The organism is Penaeicola halotolerans (assembly GCF_016464625.1).
GTDB lineage: Bacteria > Bacteroidota > Bacteroidia > Cytophagales > Cyclobacteriaceae > Penaeicola > Penaeicola halotolerans.
The window spans coordinates 527840-545319 of sequence record NZ_JAEAGO010000003.1 but is presented as its reverse complement, the minus strand read 5'-3'; the positions used below and the strand labels follow the sequence as shown (position 1 = coordinate 545319).

Sequence of the window (17480 nt, the reverse complement as noted above, 5' to 3'; positions counted from 1 at the left end):
TAGGTTATCGAGTTTAAGCAAAACCCTATTAGTTTTTTGATCGACCATGCAAGGCATGGTCTTTTTACATCCCGAATTTTTGTAAGCGCTTGCGCTTTTTGAGGTATTTTCCTTTGGGGCAGGAACAGTCCGCGATGGTGTATTTGGTATGCGCAGCTGTGCTGTTGTATAGGTCTTTGGTATAGCCACTTTCTATGTAGTACATGATGTATTCGTCAGAGGTGTTTCTAGAGAATTCATAGGAGGGGTGTTCGAAGGCTATTTGGTAAACGACTTTGCCTGTCAAGGTTTCGATGAGTTCAAACTCAAAGAAGGAGCGAAAGCCAGTGGGCTGTCTGGCTCCTGATAGGTCCTCCGTATTTTTTTCTTGGAGTGTCATGGGATCCTTTTCCTTCATGTTTAAGACTGTAGGGACTAGGATGTATTTGATGTCTAACTTGCGGTGGATTTCGTAGCGATCATCCTCTGAGGTGATGCCCTTGATATTATTGGCCAAAAAGTCGTATTCTAGTAGGTGTTTGTCATATACTCGGTCAAAGCCTTCAGATCGGAAGGTTTTGATGACGAGCTCACGGATCTCTAGGTTTTTTCTATCGGTAAGCAGCGGACTATCTATGTCATCTATGATGATGCCATCGGTAGGTTCTATACAGACTCTGGAGAACTGGATGACCTTAGGTTTGGTCGTGACACAGGCGCTGAGTAGACCTGCTAAGAAAATAATAATAAATAGATGCTTCATGAGAATAGGAAAAGGATGGGGTACATCCCCATCCTATTGAATTATTGTTTTGGTTTGCTAAGGTTAAATCCTAAGTTGATTTCAAAATAAAAAGGCACCCAATTAGCAGAACCACTGGTATTGAAATAGTAAATAGGCCCCATGCTATAGTTGAGGTTAAACCTTCCATAATGCCGCTGAATACCCCAGGTAGGGCCTACCGCAAAGGAATTATTGTCAAACCGAATGAAGCTACTGGCTACATCAGGCCCGGTGTAGAGCATGCGAAGAGCTAGGTAGTTACCAGCATTTTGACTATAAGTTTTTCCTTTAGCTTTTCGCTTATCCAAATTATAATAGTACCTGCTTTGGACATCTACAAAGACAGCTAGGATATATTGGAATCCACTTTCAGAGAAAAAAGCTAAGTCTGGATAGCTTGCATTATAGCCGAAGCCAAGACTTCCCTCTAGGGTAGTCTTAGGACTCATGGCCTTTTCATAGGTCAAGCTAGGGTTCAGAAAATTGACCCGCCATACATTTTCTGTCTGCGTGATCGGTAAAGGATTTTCTGTCTGTGCTTGCGTCCTTATAGAAAAGCAAAGTATTGTAAAACAGGTGATTAGGGTGATTTTTAAGATGTGTTGATAGGAATGAAAGCTCATATCTGTTAGGTGTGTATTTAAACAAATTTAATTTTGATTTATTTTTTGTTACTACATGGAAACATCTCACCGATATAGAATATTCCATCAACCATTTTAGTCCAATCATTGTATTCATATTGTCCAGCAAATGTTTTCATGAAAAACTTTTCATTTTGTTTACTTCTTATATTTTCATCAAAGTTCACAAATAAATATTCCTCATTCAATTTATCAAATTCCCATTCTATTGATTTAGGTAGTGTTTTTGTTACTTCATAATTTTCTCCAAATAATCTCCCTGCAGTTCCTCTTCCAGATGTAAATGTTAATATGTATGATTCTAAATTTAGATTATCTCTAAGCAAAGTCCCCACATTAATTGTATCTTTCGATCCCTTTCTTTGATTCATTTCGATCATTGATTCAAAATTATCAACTATATGATAGTTAGCAGCCCAGAATATTACCTTTTCGTCTTTTAGTGGATATTTCATCATCCATTCGATATTCTTTGCTATATATGTATCTCTTGTATTATTTGAATTATCTATTTTTATCCTTAAGTTACCTTCCAGATTTATTATTTGTTGATATAATAGTGTAGACTCTTCAAGATATTCACTTATCTGTCTTATTTTTTCTGATAATCTATTTACTGTATCATCATCTGCAACATCATCACTCAAAATTACTTCTGCTTCTTTTAATGCTTTTTTACTTTCGTTCCAAATTTCTTTTGGCAACTCTTTCTCTAGTTTATTTATTATATCATCTAGCTTTGTATTAGGGAAAATTCTTGGATCTGAACCTACAACTTTTATAGTACTAGAATTTTGATCTATAAAATTTAGTAATTCAGATACTTCTTGGCATTCAGTCCAATGAGGATATATAAATTTTTTATAATCATTATTTTGTTTTTCTTTATCTAAACTTATGCTTAGGTTATGAAAGTCAGATTCAAAAATTATTACATTGAATGATTTCTTTTTATGTAATTCTTTGATGATTTTAGTTTTAGCTAAAAAAGTGGCAGCATCTCCGTGATCTTGTTCACCAAGCATTACTAGTCTTGAATTACCTACTGATCCTAGTAATTTTGAATATCCTTCAATATTATCATCGCTAGGGTTAATATTGTTTAATTCGATTGTGTTAGTACTAATATATTCTTTCAATTCTTTATCAATCCCTTTAGAAAGTATTTTATATGTCGATACTATTAATATTATTATTAGTATTGAACCTATTATAATAATTTTTTTCATTTCTTTATTATTCTATAGTTATTTAAAATGATGATGTCTTCATTTTTGTTTTCGTCTTTATAATTCGGTAGAAAAACACCTTCTTCAGATGAAAATATATTTTCCGATAAATAATAGTCATTTATAAAGGCGATTTTATTCATTGACTCATCTGCAAAGAGCGTAACGTAGTAATTTTCATCATTATTGATGGTTTTGTAATCCTTGTATCTTATAGAAAAACCTATTTTGGCATCGTCCTCAGGTAATCTAATTCCTGTAAATAAATGTCTTAAGTAAGTCTTACTTTGTGGGTCATAGTAAAATATTTTGTATTCAGATTGACTGAACATATTTCTAATCGCTACTGCATGTGACTGATTAGGATTCTCTAATATTTTATATGGTTGTGCTTTCTCTGAGGATAATTCTTTTTCTTCTACCTCATTTTTTACAAGAGAAAAGGTATAGATTGATTTTTTAAAAGGGAAGGAAACGACAATCTTGTCATCAAAAAATACTGACTTTGAGCCTGCTCTAAAATTGTGTTGGTTTTCCACGATATCTTGAGGATACTCATATAGGTATTTCGTTTCCTTGGTATCAAAGTCGTATGAGATTATCAGAAAGTTGTTGGAGTTATTTAAAGCACTCAAAGGTCTTGTGACCATATATAAGGTGTTGCCCACTAAATGAGAGTTTTTAGCGCCTTTATTAGTTTCCGGAATTGTTTCAATATCATTGCCATTTTGAAGGGTATGTCTCGTAAAAAGTACGGTATCTTCCTTCACAAGCATCTCATGAAATGTTTCTTTTCTACCATTAAAGATGATAAACCTATTTTCGGCAATGTTATCTATCCCCCTGACCTCTATTATGGCATTTGGTCCATCTGCCTCTAGTTGTATCTTCTTGGTTTGCTTGTTGGAGTCTAGGCTATAGAAGTATATGGAGTGGTTGAGCTTATTGTACAAGAAGAACTCGTTCTTGTGTTTATCGTAACCAGTGATTTCTAGTATTCTACTAGTCATGGTATCGATCTCAATCCTGTGTGATTTCTGTAATACAAACTCATAATTGTTGGCTAGCGTCTTTTTTTCGACATTTTGACAACTAAAAAGTATGATAGCTGTGAATAGGAGTAGGGCTAGTTGGCTCTTCATTTTAAAGGGTTTATGTGATAGTATTCATCAATATAAGGATTATCAGTTTGCTAAAATATAAAAATAAATATAAAAAATGTTAAAAGATCGATTTATCTCTTAAAAGCTAGTTTAAAAGTGATAGAGGAATGACTCTAGTTCACTAAAAGCAGAAGGTGCGTCAAAATAGCATCATCCTAGCTCTGTTAGGATGACGTGATCGTGATAACGAGCTAAAAGTGAGGCTATCTGGGAAAAGGATTAATTAGTATTAACTTTTATGAGGATTTGCTTTTTTAGAAGAGGCAAACTATCCTTAAGTGAGACTCATGGCTCGAAGGAGCTGTTAAGAAGGTTCAATCTCAAAGAACTAATGATTTATGACATGATGGAAGACTTAAATTTATCCTTAGATTGCAAGATTTGTTGTTATAAATAATAATCAGTACTTTTTTTATAAAATAAAAGTAATTAAATTGTATCCAAAATTGATTAAACTTGTAATGATTAATAAATATCATTAAAAAAAATCACTTGTTACGTAAGAGGTAAATATTGAAAAAATGGAGATTGTGAATGGGGGAGGTCTCGATTCTTGTTTTGGTGTCGCAATGGGTGTAATTGCAATAGCTGCTACTATTGCTTTGACTCCAGCTGGGCCTATAGGTTGGGCTACAGCTGGATGGCTTTATACGGCAGCTGTGGCATCTGGTGTAGGTACTGGATTATCTTTAGGCGGTTGTATATCATAAATCAAAATTCCTCGTGAAAATCAAAATATTTCTTCTTGTAATGATAGGGATTTGTTTGGGTTATATCTTATTCATGTTGATGAATACTAATTTTCAAGTATCCCAGTCAAATGACTATATTAATTCAATTATATCGTTTTCCTTTTTATTAATTGCTTTTATTTCACTCTATGTGTTTGCAATGAAAATTAAAAACAATTCCAATTCCTAGGAGATGAATTTTGAAGTATCGTCAGTTTAGTGGATTATGTTTAAAAACTAAATCCACTATTTTCTTTTTATCAATGATTTTGAGGCTGAAGAGTACAAAAACAGGATTCATCGAAATATCAATTTTGATATTATCTAATAGCTCGAAAGAATCTATATTCTAAAAGCTTCTGTCAGTATGTTATCATACCTTGAGTATTTGTTAAATTATCTTCCTTGTACCTCTATCCAATCGTATTTGTAATATTTCATTGAAAAGGATCAATAATATGGTCTAAAATTTTTTTAAAACAGAAGTATTAAATTCATACCAAGATTAATACTGACTTTTATAGGTTTAGGACTTTTGTTCTATGACAATACTTTTGCCACATATTTTATTTTTACTACACTTGCAATCATGGTTGTGGTTGATCTTATTTTGAAAAGAAGACAAAAAAATCAAGGGTGAATTTCATTGAGAAATTCACTTTTTAGATCACTTATATCATATCTTTTGTTTTGGCCATTTTACAAATAGTAATTAACAAATAGGGGGATTTTTAATCACTACAGACTGATTTATCCAATCCTATCTAGGCATAGCCCTTATATCATAAATTCCTTAGAAATAATATTCGGTTAAAGCCAATAGGCGTGAATCAATATTTATATGGATGGGCTAAAGCACCATCCCAATTAAGAGAGGGTACTTTTTAGACCCCCTAAGTCTCGGCCTCAAAGAAAGAATGGTGTATTTAATTATTGATAATTTAAGATTGACTATTGGTAGTGATATATGTTATTGTAAAGATGGAAAAAGTTATATCTTTATAGAAAAAAATTGATTAGGTGAAATATTATTTCACCATTTATAAATTATACTTGTATAGTTAAATAAATTTTCAACATAATAAATTAAATTCACTATGAAAGAGTTAAGTATTGAAAGAATGGAATTGGTCAATTGGGGGGGGGGAAACTGAACTGGAAATGTGTTCTAGGTGGTATATCAGTTGTAACTGGTATTGTATTACTATCAACTGGTGTAGGTGCAGCAGCTGTTAGTGGTACAATTGGAGGTGGACTTGCATTAATTAATAGTAATTGTCCAACTAAAGAGTAAATATCCAGATTGCATTGTTTTATTTGACCAGAATTCAGGCAAAACTAAAAAAAAATGAAAATTCGAGTTCTTTTTGTATTCACCACTTTGTGCATAAGTGTTATGATTTCTAAGGCACAGGATTCTATTGAAATCGAAGCTTATGCGCAATTTCAAAATTATTCTATTGATAATGTAATCATTAAAGGGTTTAGTGATTCTTTGTTTATAAAGGATATTACTGCTTTTGAATTTGAGGGAAAGCAATATTCATTTAGAAAAGTTCGAAGAAGAGTACAGCTCCTACAAGATTCGAACTTGAAATATGAAATGGGGGGTGGTATAAGAGGTGAAATATTTGATTGGAAAGGAAACAAGATTGGTAAAACAAGCAAAAAGAACAATAAGTCTTTGGAAGACTTCGAAGGAGAAAATTTAGCATTGATCAAATTAGCACCTAACAAAAATGGGGTTCAAATCAATATTATCCTCTCAAAAGATGATCCAGAGTTAGCCTTATTATTGGTTTATCATAGGCTCGAATACTATCGAAACAAGAAAATAGCTGATGAAACTGTTTTTTTTGTGTTTTTTTAAAAGGTGATAGTTTATTAAACGATGTTTAAGTTTTAATCTTTGTACCTCATTACCATAATTGATTCAAATCAACTAATGTAATGGGGTACTAATTCAATTTTCCCTTTTCCCAGCAGCTTTTTTTCATTTGCCACTTATTTTACAAAGAAAAGAAAGAATTGATTTGTAGGTGTATTGATTCTCTTTGTTATTTAGATATGTTATGTATTTAGAAAATTAATGTAATGAAAGAGACAAATCCGAAAATTCTTGCTTTCGTTCATATCCTATTTATGATTATTATCTACTTGGATCATGAATCAATAATCAAAGATGAAGCTTGGGCGAAAATTTTGATATTATATTTTATCATTTTTAATATTTATACTTTTGTGAGTAAATTAAAGAAGAGTGAATGATAAATTTTTCATTTGTCATATGAAAAATGCTTCTAGTAGTTAAGTTTTTCGTTAACTTATTTAGGAATTATTTCAGTTTGTATCTGTACTGTTACTGATATAGTTGTTGTAGTTATTTGCGTAATGAGTAGTAGAGGTCTTGCTTTAATAGGATCTCAATGTTGATAATCAATTCTTTAACTAATAAATCATTCAATCATGCATTTATCATTTGTCATTATTTTAAGTCTCTTTCTGAAAACTGAAATAGATGAATAGGTCTTGGTAAGTATTGAAATACCAAAGGTCATGAATATGGAGGGTACTACTGATTTGGTAGATTTTGAGGGAAATCTATTCAAAGAAGTTAAGTTAACAAATGAAGGTTTGTCAATAGGAGGTATTTCTGTTGGAAAGAGTGGTGGTGTTTATGTCACTTTAGATAACCTTGATCAAGGGTTTAGATTCAACGCTTCTTTGTCTAAACTAGAAAGCACCTCTCCAGAAAAATTGATTTTCAAAAGAAAAAGAGCGCCTAAAAATGGTGTTCTGTGGAAAAACAATAACTCAGAAACCATAGCCGCAAAAACCTGTATTGATAAAGGGAAAGTGATTATTACTATCAACAGAATAGATGACGAGGCTTTGTTAGCTATGATCTTAATGGAAAGAATTCATCATGCTAGGTCATTGTTGATGGCGAATACAGCTTTCCTTTGATCTAAATTCAAATTGTCAGGATTGTAAAAGTGAAGTTATTTTGTATTGATTGATCTCCTGCACTGTTTTTCTTTGGTGGTAAATCATCCCTTTGGGAGACAGGTCGTCCCTTCGGGAGGTAAATGTGACTTGCTTCGGGGTCGGAAGCCAAAGCTATCTTGTAGCTATAAATATAAGACCCGCTTTCGGGTCTTGATCGCTTGTATAGAGAGATGGTTGGGAGGCATCGGTTGAAATAATTTAAAGCTAGAAACTATTATATCCTGCGACCAGCTGGCTTTGTCCGTTCTGAAACATTTTGCTCCGAGACCCTTCCTTCGTCAGGGTGACAAAACGTGTATGGGTTCATAGGTCGGTCTAAATTGTAACCGGTGGGGTCTCTAAAATGAATAAGGGATCGTATGGGTGGAGACGCGATAAATGGAGACGCAATGAATCGCGTCTCTACGGATCAAGCCCTTGCACTTGCCTGCCGAAGGTAGGATGACGTTAGAAACGTCTTTCTCGTACGTCCTCGTTGCAAACGAAGGTCGATATGTATTGAAAATAGACGTCCTGTAGGTCGTCTCTACGGCAGGTAAAATGGTGTGGTGATGCATAAAAAAGCTGCTAGGATTTCTCTTAACAGCTTTTGGGTGGAGATGGGTATCTCTTATAGTTGTGCGTCTAGCTTTTATAAAGACTCTTCTTTATAGTTTCAATTCACTAAATCTCCTAATTTCTGAGCGGTCTTCTTATTAAGGCTATGGAATTTATCTGTCAACACTCCCTCTTTATTGACCACATAAAATGAAGGCCAAAGTTTACGGTTTAGATAGGTAGCAGCAAAGTTATACCCATCCCAAAGATTGGTCCAGGTGATTTTATCCTTCTCCTCTTTATGTGTATTGAGCCAAGTGTCTTTGCTTGCGTCATCCCAGATGGTGATGATTTCTATTTGACCTTCATTGATTTCTGAGAGTTGCGATAATAGCTTGATGCTGGCAATAGAATATTGACATCCAGAGGAGAAAATCGCTATCAATTTTGTTTTATCGCTTCCCTTGATGACTGAGACTTCTTGCCCCGTCTCGTCAGGCAATGTGAAATCATTGACTTTATCTCCTTTTTTTAAGCCTCCTAGCTTTTTTGCTGCGACATAGTTTTTAATGCGTGTTGCATAGGTGGTATTCTTATTTGCTTCATTAAGCGCTTGAAGTAGTTGTGTTAAGTCTGATGTTGACATTTTTTCTTTGTTTCTATCAGCAAAGTATAAGCTGGGAATCTCATTGGGATTGTTGAGAATAAACTCCTTTTGTTTTTTTCCTTTGAGGCTTTCTATTTTTTCAGATACTGCTTGTATATCTAAGGTGTTGGCTGTTTGGATCGATTTATCAGACCAATCTAGGTTTATCACAACACTGTCGTTATCAAACCAAATGCGTGGTGTATGCTGTATTATCTTACCACTTTTGGAAATAGTTGAAAAGTAAAAGAAAGTTGGTGTTTCAGCTACTTCAATATCTCTTGCGAAGCGATGGTCACTTGAGAGTTCTAGAAAATACGATGTAGTGCCATAGCTTAAGCGCACAATTTCTGTTGGGTCTAAGTTGTTTATTTTACCGCTAAAGTGGACTGTTTGTTGAGCCTGAACTTGGTAGACCATCATGTTAAGAAGCAGTATTAGGACTAGTTGTTTCATCTCTTCAATTGTTTTAAGTATAGTATAGTATTTTGCTAATAAAGTGCTTTTTATCAAAATTTTAAATGATTTTATTATTTTTCTTCAAAGTCAAATTCCTCATTAAGTTCTAATAGGATGATTTTTGCATATTGGACTAGGCATTGAGACCTATCTATGATTTCAATTAAACGCTTCTTTGTCTAAACTAGAAAGCACCTCTCCAGAAAAATTGATTTTCAAAAGAAAAAGAGCGCCTAAAAATGAAGTTCTATGGAAAAACAATAACTCAGAAACCATAGCCGCAAAAACCTATATTGATAAAGGGAAAGTAATTATCACCATCGACAGAATAGATGACGAGGCTTTGTTAGCAATGATCCTAATGGAAAGAGTTCATCATGCCAAGCCCTTGCACTAGCCTGCCGAAGGTAGGATGACGTTAGAAACGTCTTTCTCGTACGTCCTCGTTGCAAACGTAGGACGATTGTATATTGAATAGAGATCATTAGTGGAGATGCTATCAACAGAGACGCCATAAATGGTCGTCTCTACGGTTGGTAAAATGGTGTGGTGAGGCATAAAAAAGCTGCTAAGACTTCTCTTAGCAGCTTTTTGTGTGGAGATGGGTATCTCTTATAGTTGTGCGTCTAGTTTTTGTGTCAAGACGTTTTTAGGCACTGCCCCGATTTGCTTGTCTACGACTTCTCCGTTTTTGAAAAATAGGAGAGTAGGGATGCTTCTGATGCCAAACTTAGCCGCTGTGTTTGGATTGGCGTCCACGTCTACTTTACCGATGATGGCTTTGTCTCCATATTCGCCAGCGATCTCTTCCACTACTGGACCGATCATCTTGCATGGTCCACACCACTCAGCCCAAAAGTCCACCAAGATAGGCTTATCTCCTTTTAGGATTTCTTCAAAGTTTGCATCATTGATTTCTATTGCCTTTGCCATAATGTTTATTTTAAAATGTTGTCTAATTACACAAATATATTTATTAAAGTTCCCCAAGCAAATATCCTTTTGATCAGGTGAGGATAGATACTTCAACGTTATCCAAACGCTCTAGGGATTCGATGAGTTCATTGCTAGGTTTGATTTTATATTTTCCAGAAAGCAGGTCCACTTGGATGCTCTCATGGATGTCTATGATATTGAAAGAGAGGCTGCAATCTCCAGGGTTGGCTTTGCTCAGTTGCTCGATATCATCAAGTATGTCTGGTCTGATGCTGTCTAGGCTCATGTTGACCTTGATGCCTTTGACAAACTTATCCCTGACTTCTGAGAGTAGGCTGATCTGGCTGATCTTAAACTCTGGTTCGCCATTGCCCCACTTGCGGTCTACTACGCTGCCTTTGATAAAGAGGTACCAGTCCTGCATAAAGTATTCCTTGTAGTTGACATAGTCTTCTGAAAAGAGGAAGAAGGTATAGGAACCGTTGTAGTCTTCTACTGTCAGTGTACCAAAGGGTTTGCCTGTCTTGGTCATGCGGTGCGCAAAGGTAGTAACGATCCCGGCTACTTTGATGTCCCCTTTGCTACGGAGTGTTTCGAGGTCATTGAGCTCTGACATCTCTGCATTGCAGAATTTCTTAAACTCTATCTTAAACTGGTCTAGCGGATGTCCTGAGATGTAGAGTCCTACGACTTCCTTTTCGATATTGAGTTTTTGGAGTTGGCTAAAAGGCTCCACATCGGGTACTGTAGGTAATGGAATGGCCACTCCAGAGCTACCGCCAAAGAGAGAGACTTGAGAGCTTTCTTCTTCTTGCGAGACCTTTTGCGCATAGCGAATCACTTTTTCGATGAGACTGACATTGTCCCCATCAGCTGCTTCGAGGTATTGTCTGCGGTGGTAGTTTTTGAAACAGTCAAATCCGCCACCCATAGCAAGGGCTTCAAAGGTTTTCTTGTTGACAGCCCTCAGATTGACCCTTTTGGCAAAGTCAAAGATGTCTTTGTAGAGGCCGTTTTGCTCCCGCTCTTCGATGATATTGAGTACAGCGGCTTCTCCAGCACCTTTGATGGCGCCCATCCCGAAGCGTACTTGTCCTTCTTTGTTAACGGTGAAACCGAGCTTGGACTCGTTGACATCTGGTCCCAAAACTTGGATACCTGCACGCTTGCACTCTTCCATGAAGAAGGTCACATCTGTGATGCTGTTCATGTTGTTGCTCAGTACGGAAGCCATGTACTCTGCAGGGTAGTGCGCCTTGAGGTAGGCCGTCTGGTAAGCGATCCATGCGTAGCAAGTTGAGTGCGATTTATTGAAGGCATAAGAGGCAAAGGCTTCCCAGTCCTTCCAGACCTTTTCTAGTTTGTCGATAGGATGTCCTTTAGCGGAAGCTTGTTCGATGAATTTAGGTTTCATCTTGTCTAGTACATCCTTGAGTTTTTTACCCATAGCCTTACGCAAGACGTCTGCCTCACCCTTGGTAAAGCCTGCGAGCTTTTGGGAGAGGAGCATGACTTGCTCTTGGTACACGGTGATGCCGTAGGTCTCTTGGAGGTATTCCTCCATCCCCTCTAGGTCATAGCTGATGGGTTCGAGGCCATGCTTTCTTCGGATAAAGCTTGGGATATACTCCATCGGCCCTGGTCTGTAGAGAGCGTTCATGGCGATGAGGTCTGCAAAGACTGTAGGCTTGAGGTCCTTCATGTGCTTTTGCATGCCAGGAGATTCGTATTGGAAGATACCGACAGTCTCGCCTCGCTGGAAGAGTTCGTAAGTCTTCTCATCATCTAGAGGGAAATTGTCAGGATCTAGGGTAATGCCATGTCTTTCCTTGATGATTTTGACCGCATCCTTGATCAGAGTGAGGGTCTTGAGTCCCAAGAAGTCCATTTTGAGCAGGCCAGCGTTTTCTACTACAGCATTGTCAAATTGCGTGCAAAACATGTCCGAATCTTTGGCTAGGGCCACAGGGACGAAATTGGTGATGTCATCAGGAGTGATGATGACCCCACAAGCGTGAATTCCCGTATTACGGACGGTGCCTTCGAGTACGCGTGCTTGATTGATGGTCCGTGATAAGGCGTCATCGCCTTGAGAGATAGTGATGAGTTCTTCCGCACGTGTGATGTCTTCTGCTTTGTTTTTGAGGGATATCTTCAGTTTGGTACGGTCACTCGCCTGCGCAAAGAGGGCTTTGAGCTTGATGTCTGGAACTAGGTTGGCTAATCTGCCAGCTTCTGAAAGGGGGAGGTCCAATACCCTAGCCGTATCTCTGATGGCAGACTTAGCAGCCATGGTACCGTAGGTGATGATTTGTGCTACTTGATTGGCTCCGTATTTTTTGATCACATAGTCGATGACACTCTGACGGCCTTCATCGTCAAAGTCAATATCAATATCGGGTAGGGATACCCTGTCAGGATTGAGAAAACGCTCAAAGAGGAGGTCATACTCGATCGGATCGATATTGGTAATCCCAGTGCAGTAGGCTACCGCAGAACCTGCGGCCGATCCACGGCCAGGGCCTACAGATACGCCCATATCACGAGCAGCTCTGGTGAAATCCTGTACAATCAAAAAGTAGCCAGGGTAGCCTGTTCGCTCGATCGTCTCCAATTCAAAGTTGAGTCTTTCTTCGATCTCGGGCGTGATTTCTTTATAGCGCTTTTTAGCTCCTTCATAGGTTAAATGTCTGAGATAGGCATTTTCCCCTCTTTTGCCACCATCGATGGCGTCTTGTGGATCTATAAACTCAGCAGGGATGTCAAACTTGGGCAAGAGTACTTCTCTGGCCAGTTTGTAAGTCTCGATCTTATCGGTGATCTCATTAGTCGTGATGATGGCTTCTGGCAAGTCTGCAAAAAGCTTTTTCATCTCAGTAGGAGACTTGACATAGAATTCCTCATTGGGAAAACCAAATCGAAATTCACGCCCTCTTCTGCCAATGTATTTGGTTGGTTTATTGACCGTCTCGCCATCTTTGACGCAGAGGAGGATATCATGAGCCTTAGCATCTGTTTTATCTAGGTAGTAGGCATTGTTTGCTGCGAAGTATTTGACATCATATTTAGTTGCAAATTTCAATAAGACCTCGTTGACCTTTTCTTCCTCTGGAAGGCCGTGTCTATTAAGCTCTACATAAAAGTCTTCTCCAAACTGTTCTTTGTACCAGACGAAGGCTTCTTCGGCTTGTGTTTCACCTACATTGAGGATAAGAAAGGGGATCTCTCCCCATAATCCACCCGTAGTGGCGATCAGGTCACTTTTATACTGGATAAGGAGCTGTTTGTCTATCCGTGGGACATAGTAGAATCCCTGCACGTAGGCATAAGAAGCCAGTTTGGCTAAGTTGTGGTAACCATTTTTATTTTTAGCCAAAAGAACTGTTTGGAAGCCATCATCTTTGCTGCTTTTATTACTCCTATCTGCGCAGAGGTAAAATTCACAACCGAGTACTGGTTTGATCTCTGCTTTGAGCGCATCTCTGACAAATTGAAAAGCCCCCATCATATTGCCATGATCGGTGAGTGCTACAGCGGGCATACCTAGTTCCTTGGCTTTGGCGATGAGCGCACTGATGTCAGTGGTCGCTTGTAAGATCGAGTACTGAGAGTGACAGTGTAAGTGCGAGAAAGGAATGTCTGTCAGGTCACTGATGTCTGCATTTTTAGCTTGCTTGATGACCTCTTTGGCAGCCTTGGTTTCATCCGTTTGCTTTTGTGCAAAGTTGGCCGCCTCTAGCTTAGGAGCTTCATAGATGACCTCTGAGACTTTCAGGTCTCCTACAGTAGGGACTACACCTACTTGGATAAGCCCAAAGAAACACTTGGCTGTAGCGGCTACGTCATAGGCAGCATCATGGGCGTCATCGAAGCCTACTCCAAATAGTTTCTTATGCAGTTCAGTAAGGGTTGGCCATTTGTATTTGCCGCCCTTTCCGCCAGGGATGGCACAGTAGTCTGTAGAGACATCTTTGGTATCGATACTCTTTTGCTCTAGAAGTTTGGTAGGAACTTCTTTTCTGAGAAATTCTGCTCCTGTGACTTTGATATCAAACTCAATATTGTGCCCTACGAGATAGGTTGCTTGAGCGGCATCTTGATCAAAAATAGCCAAGACTTCGGCTAGGTCATGTCCTTCTTTGAGTGCCCGCTCTGTGGAGATACCGTGTACTTTTTCAGCATTATAGGGGATAGTGTATCCCTCTGGCTTGATGATGAAGTTTTGTGCACGTAGCAGTTTTCCTCGGCTATCATGTAGCTGCCATGCCAACTGGACGACTCGAGGCCAATTGTCTAGGTCTGTAATAGGGGCATTGTAATCTCTTGGAAGACCAGTAGTCTCAGTATCAAATATGATATACATAAGGGGAAATAATCGAATGAATCAGATTTTAAATTTAAGTGATCGGGCTTATTTAAGCTAAGGTAATTTCGAAAATGATTGTAGTTTTTAAGACAAGGATTGTCGTGTAGGATGCCTACTGTTCCCAACTATTTATTTACAGATTTGTACTAGGGTAGAATAATTTCTTACATTTAAGTATTGTTTCATCTTAAATATCAAAATTATGTCTTGGACTAAAGAACCTAGTCACACCAAAGTAATCGGCATCATTTTTATCGTTCGTGCGGTGCTTTACCTTTTAGGAGGTGTATTCATTATAGCATTTATGCCTATGTTGGAGATTTTCACAGAGGAGGTCATTGCCAATGATCCAGATGCTAAAATTCCACTTCAATTTTTCGAAGTCATCGCTCAGTTTGGATTGGGTATCTGTTTAGTTTTTACTGTGCTAAATCTCATCACAGGGATAGGTATATTGAAGGCAACAGAGTGGGGCAGGATCATGGGGATCGTCCTTTCGGCTCTTGCCGTGTTTAATTTCCCTATTGGGACTATTCTTGGGGTTTACAGTCTGATGTATCTTGCAGATGGCCGACTAGATCAAAAGGAAACCATGGAGCAGCGACTAGCAAAAATGAAACAAGGGCATTTATAGCCCTTGTTTGTTTAGGATATACAAGGTACGTAGACGACCTTTTTGGTTTCGAAAAATTCCTCTTCAAAATACTGCGTCAAGTCATATAAGCTATAAGGCAATCCAGCTTCTGACATCTCTTCGTCTAGTTCTCCGCCCTTGAGGTAGAGGATGCCATTATCTAGGTCATTATTAGACTTGTTTTTAAACTTATTGGCTACCCAAGGATAGAAGTTGGCAAATCGAGTCACTGCACGACTGACCACAAAGTCATACTTGCGTTTGATTTCTTCTGCTCGCTTTTGTTCTGCTACTACATTTTTGAGGCCTAGTGCTTGTGCGACTTCTTTCACGACTGTGATCTTTTTGCCGATAGAGTCCACCAAATGAAAGTTGGTCTCTGGGAAAAGTATGGCTAGGGGAATTCCGGGAAATCCTCCTCCTGTACCTACATCTAGGACTTCTGAGCCTGCTTTGAATTCCATGACCTTGGCGATGCCCAGAGAGTGTAAGATGTGACGCTCGTAGAGGTGGTCGATATCTTTGCGTGAGATGACATTGATCTTTTCATTCCACTCGGCATAAAGATCAAAAAGCGCCTCAAATTGGCGCTTTTGTTCAGCAGTGATTGCTGGAAAATATTTGGCGATCAGTTGATTATCTGACATGTATCAAATGTGTTTTTCTTTTCCTTTAACTAATTCAAAGAGGAGCTCGCGTGCTCTATGAAGTTGTGCTTTGATCGTACCTAGCGGTGCTTCCAGTTCGGTGGCGATCTCTTCGTAAGACAGCTCATCAAAGTACCTCAACTTGACCAGTCGCTGGTATTTGGGAGGTAGCTTGGTGACGAAGACCCTGACAAGTTCTATTTTTTGCTTCTTGATCGCTTCTTCTTGTGGATCTAGACCGTAGTCTTCTACATCGATATTGACATTGTTACCAGAATCATCTGTCATAGAAGTGTTCAAACTAGTAGTCTTGAGACGCTTTTTTCGAATAAAATCAATAGTATTGTTAGTCGCGATCCTAAAGAGCCAAGTACTGAAAGTAAAGTCTTTTTTGAATCGGTGTAGATTTTTAAAGGCTTTAGCAAAAGCCTCTATGGTCAGATCCTCTGCGTCATCGACATTGCGGATCATCTTGAGGATGATGAAGTAGACAGGTTTTTTGTACCTGCGCATAAGTTTAGCATAAGCTTGTTCATCATTTTCATTGACAGCAAGGTCAATCAATGCGAAATCTTCTAATGCTTTATCTGAAAACTGTTTGTTTACTTCCATCTCACTTTTTTAGAAAAAAATCCACGCGTGCCGATCATCCAAAAATAAAGTAAATGCACTAAATCAAAAAGCAAAACACCAACTGTTTCAAAGCCAGCATGAAGTCTCGAATTACTTTTTTGAATGACCCATTGAGCGACTAAGCTCTTCACTATAAACCCCAGTATGACATAAGTTGTTCCAAAGCTGACACTTATCAAAGTGATCCCTAAAATCCATAGTGCTAAATGGCTAAGATGATAAGCTCCCAAGATCCATTTGGTAGAGAATTTATAGAATTTGCCAATATGCAAATGTCGCCTTTTTTGAATTAAGTACTCGCTTAAAGTTCGCTTGGGTTCCGAAAGCGTCATGGCCTCAGGATTTGTCACCACTCGGGTATTTTTTGCATTAGCATAGCGATTGACAAAGAGGTCATCATCTCCACCTACTAGGTGGTAGAATCCTTTAAAACCCTTTTTGGATATAAAAAAAGACCGTTTGTAGGCGATATTGCGCCCTACTCCCATGAATGGTACGCCTTTGATAGCCATGCCAAGATAGAGCATGGCAGTGACCAGTGTTTCGAATCTGATGAAGCGATTGAGGATACCAGGATATTTTTTGTAGTTCGAAAAACCCAGCACAAATGCTACTTCAGATGCTACAAAAGGTGCAGTCATCTGATGGATCCATTTTGCAGAGACAGGCTTACAGTCAGCATCTGTCAGTAAGAGCAGATCATGTTGTGCTTTGAGAATGCCTAGTGTGAGTGCATACTTTTTACCCGTGAGGTGATCTGGTAAATAGCGGACATGAACCACTTTGATTTTGTTAGGGTAGCGATTTTGGTAGGCATTGAGTAAGTCTTCGGTATCATCTGTGCTACGGTCGTTGACGATGATCAGTTCAAAGTCAGGATGCTCTTGTAGGAGCACATGTTCGATAAGTAGGGGAAGATTATGCGCTTCATTTCTCGCAGCTACGATCACAGATACTGGGGCTGATGTAGGATGAGGCGTTTGGATTTTCTTTTTCTTACCAAGCGCTGCAAAAAAGTAAAGGTTGTAAAATAGCTGTATGCAGAGTGTGCCTATAAAAATACCAAAAACGACTTCCAAAACC

General features: G+C 38.2%; 15 protein-coding genes. 5 read left to right on the top strand and 10 right to left on the bottom strand.

Annotated elements, in window-relative coordinates; translation table 11 throughout:
* Positions 1-64: 64 nt before the first annotated feature.
* Genes I5349_RS09920 through I5349_RS09905 form a run of 4 tightly spaced genes read right to left on the bottom strand, consistent with a single transcriptional unit; the run spans position 65 to position 3778 of the window.
* The gene (locus tag I5349_RS09920) at positions 65-742 is read right to left on the bottom strand and encodes a hypothetical protein (protein WP_226390608.1); all 678 of its coding nucleotides are present in this window, start codon (positions 740-742) and stop codon (positions 65-67) included.
* 41 nt (positions 743-783) lie between these two features.
* On the bottom strand, positions 784-1386 hold the full coding sequence (locus I5349_RS09915) for a hypothetical protein (RefSeq protein ID WP_226390607.1): 603 nt from the start codon (positions 1384-1386) through the stop codon (positions 784-786).
* A 38-nt stretch (positions 1387-1424) separates the two neighbouring features.
* The gene (locus tag I5349_RS09910; RefSeq protein ID WP_226390606.1) at positions 1425-2636 is read right to left on the bottom strand and encodes an erythromycin esterase family protein; all 1212 of its coding nucleotides are present in this window, start codon (positions 2634-2636) and stop codon (positions 1425-1427) included.
* Positions 2633-3778 (bottom strand): DUF4221 family protein, encoded by a 1146-nt coding sequence (locus I5349_RS09905; protein ID WP_226390605.1) that lies wholly within the window; start codon positions 3776-3778, stop codon positions 2633-2635. The genes I5349_RS09910 and I5349_RS09905 overlap by 4 nt, the downstream gene beginning before the upstream one ends.
* A gap of 542 nt (positions 3779-4320) precedes the next feature.
* Here I5349_RS09905 and I5349_RS09900 point away from each other — a divergent pair.
* The 3 genes from I5349_RS09900 (at position 4321) to I5349_RS09890 (ending at position 7497) form a co-directional block, all read left to right on the top strand.
* Positions 4321-4509 (top strand): hypothetical protein, encoded by a 189-nt coding sequence (locus tag I5349_RS09900; protein ID WP_226390604.1) that lies wholly within the window; start codon positions 4321-4323, stop codon positions 4507-4509.
* 1369 nt (positions 4510-5878) lie between these two features.
* Positions 5879-6400, top strand: a complete 522-nt coding sequence (locus I5349_RS09895) for a hypothetical protein (protein ID WP_226390603.1) — start codon at positions 5879-5881, stop codon at positions 6398-6400.
* Positions 6401-7092: 692 nt separating this feature from the next.
* Positions 7093-7497 (top strand): hypothetical protein, encoded by a 405-nt coding sequence (locus I5349_RS09890; protein ID WP_226390602.1) that lies wholly within the window; start codon positions 7093-7095, stop codon positions 7495-7497.
* Positions 7498-8194: 697 nt separating this feature from the next.
* Here I5349_RS09890 and I5349_RS09885 read toward each other — a convergent pair.
* Entirely contained in the window at positions 8195-9178 is a 984-nt protein-coding gene (locus I5349_RS09885; RefSeq protein ID WP_226390601.1) for a TlpA family protein disulfide reductase, read from the bottom strand.
* A gap of 178 nt (positions 9179-9356) precedes the next feature.
* On the opposite strand from I5349_RS09885, the gene I5349_RS09880 reads away from it, so the two are divergent.
* Positions 9357-9578: a hypothetical protein gene (locus tag I5349_RS09880; protein WP_226390600.1), complete on the top strand. Its 222-nt coding sequence runs from the start codon at positions 9357-9359 to the stop codon at positions 9576-9578.
* 215 nt (positions 9579-9793) lie between these two features.
* On the opposite strand, the gene trxA is transcribed toward I5349_RS09880, so the two are convergent.
* Both trxA and dnaE read right to left on the bottom strand, forming a co-directional pair.
* A complete protein-coding gene (gene trxA, locus I5349_RS09875) occupies positions 9794-10114 on the bottom strand; it encodes a thioredoxin (RefSeq protein WP_226390599.1) in 321 nt (106 codons plus the stop codon).
* Between the two features lie 73 nt (positions 10115-10187).
* Entirely contained in the window at positions 10188-14480 is a 4293-nt protein-coding gene (gene dnaE / locus I5349_RS09870) for a DNA polymerase III subunit alpha (RefSeq protein WP_226390598.1), read from the bottom strand.
* Positions 14481-14685: 205 nt separating this feature from the next.
* Here dnaE and I5349_RS09865 point away from each other — a divergent pair, with 205 nt between their 5' ends.
* Positions 14686-15117 (top strand): hypothetical protein, encoded by a 432-nt coding sequence (locus I5349_RS09865; RefSeq protein ID WP_226390597.1) that lies wholly within the window; start codon positions 14686-14688, stop codon positions 15115-15117.
* Between the two features lie 11 nt (positions 15118-15128).
* On the opposite strand, the gene rsmG is transcribed toward I5349_RS09865, so the two are convergent.
* The 3 genes from rsmG to I5349_RS09850 are packed head-to-tail and all read right to left on the bottom strand — an operon-like array spanning position 15129 to position 17476.
* Positions 15129-15764 (bottom strand): 16S rRNA (guanine(527)-N(7))-methyltransferase RsmG, encoded by a 636-nt coding sequence (gene rsmG, locus I5349_RS09860; RefSeq protein WP_226390596.1) that lies wholly within the window; start codon positions 15762-15764, stop codon positions 15129-15131.
* 3 nt (positions 15765-15767) lie between these two features.
* Positions 15768-16376, bottom strand: a complete 609-nt coding sequence (locus I5349_RS09855; protein ID WP_226390595.1) for an RNA polymerase sigma factor — start codon at positions 16374-16376, stop codon at positions 15768-15770.
* A complete protein-coding gene (locus I5349_RS09850; protein WP_226390594.1) occupies positions 16367-17476 on the bottom strand; it encodes a glycosyltransferase in 1110 nt (369 codons plus the stop codon). Before I5349_RS09850 ends, I5349_RS09855 begins: the two co-directional genes overlap by 10 nt.
* Positions 17477-17480: the final 4 nt, after the last annotated feature.

What these genes read in the sequence shown, in the direction of transcription:
- rsmG (WP_226390596.1), bottom strand. Translation starts at nt 15,764, where the DNA reads ATGTCAGATAATCAACTGATCGCCAAATATTTTCCAGCAATCACTGCT.
- trxA (WP_226390599.1), bottom strand. Translation starts at nt 10,114, where the DNA reads ATGGCAAAGGCAATAGAAATCAATGATGCAAACTTTGAAGAAATCCTA.
- I5349_RS09900 (WP_226390604.1), top strand. Translation starts at nt 4,321, where the DNA reads ATGGAGATTGTGAATGGGGGAGGTCTCGATTCTTGTTTTGGTGTCGCA.
- I5349_RS09895 (WP_226390603.1), top strand. Translation starts at nt 5,879, where the DNA reads ATGAAAATTCGAGTTCTTTTTGTATTCACCACTTTGTGCATAAGTGTT.
- I5349_RS09905 (WP_226390605.1), bottom strand. Translation starts at nt 3,778, where the DNA reads ATGAAGAGCCAACTAGCCCTACTCCTATTCACAGCTATCATACTTTTT.
- I5349_RS09920 (WP_226390608.1), bottom strand. Translation starts at nt 742, where the DNA reads ATGAAGCATCTATTTATTATTATTTTCTTAGCAGGTCTACTCAGCGCC.
- I5349_RS09915 (WP_226390607.1), bottom strand. Translation starts at nt 1,386, where the DNA reads ATGAGCTTTCATTCCTATCAACACATCTTAAAAATCACCCTAATCACC.
- I5349_RS09910 (WP_226390606.1), bottom strand. Translation starts at nt 2,636, where the DNA reads ATGAAAAAAATTATTATAATAGGTTCAATACTAATAATAATATTAATA.
- I5349_RS09885 (WP_226390601.1), bottom strand. Translation starts at nt 9,178, where the DNA reads ATGAAACAACTAGTCCTAATACTGCTTCTTAACATGATGGTCTACCAA.
- I5349_RS09865 (WP_226390597.1), top strand. Translation starts at nt 14,686, where the DNA reads ATGTCTTGGACTAAAGAACCTAGTCACACCAAAGTAATCGGCATCATT.
- I5349_RS09890 (WP_226390602.1), top strand. Translation starts at nt 7,093, where the DNA reads ATGGAGGGTACTACTGATTTGGTAGATTTTGAGGGAAATCTATTCAAA.
- dnaE (WP_226390598.1), bottom strand. Translation starts at nt 14,480, where the DNA reads ATGTATATCATATTTGATACTGAGACTACTGGTCTTCCAAGAGATTAC.
- I5349_RS09855 (WP_226390595.1), bottom strand. Translation starts at nt 16,376, where the DNA reads ATGGAAGTAAACAAACAGTTTTCAGATAAAGCATTAGAAGATTTCGCA.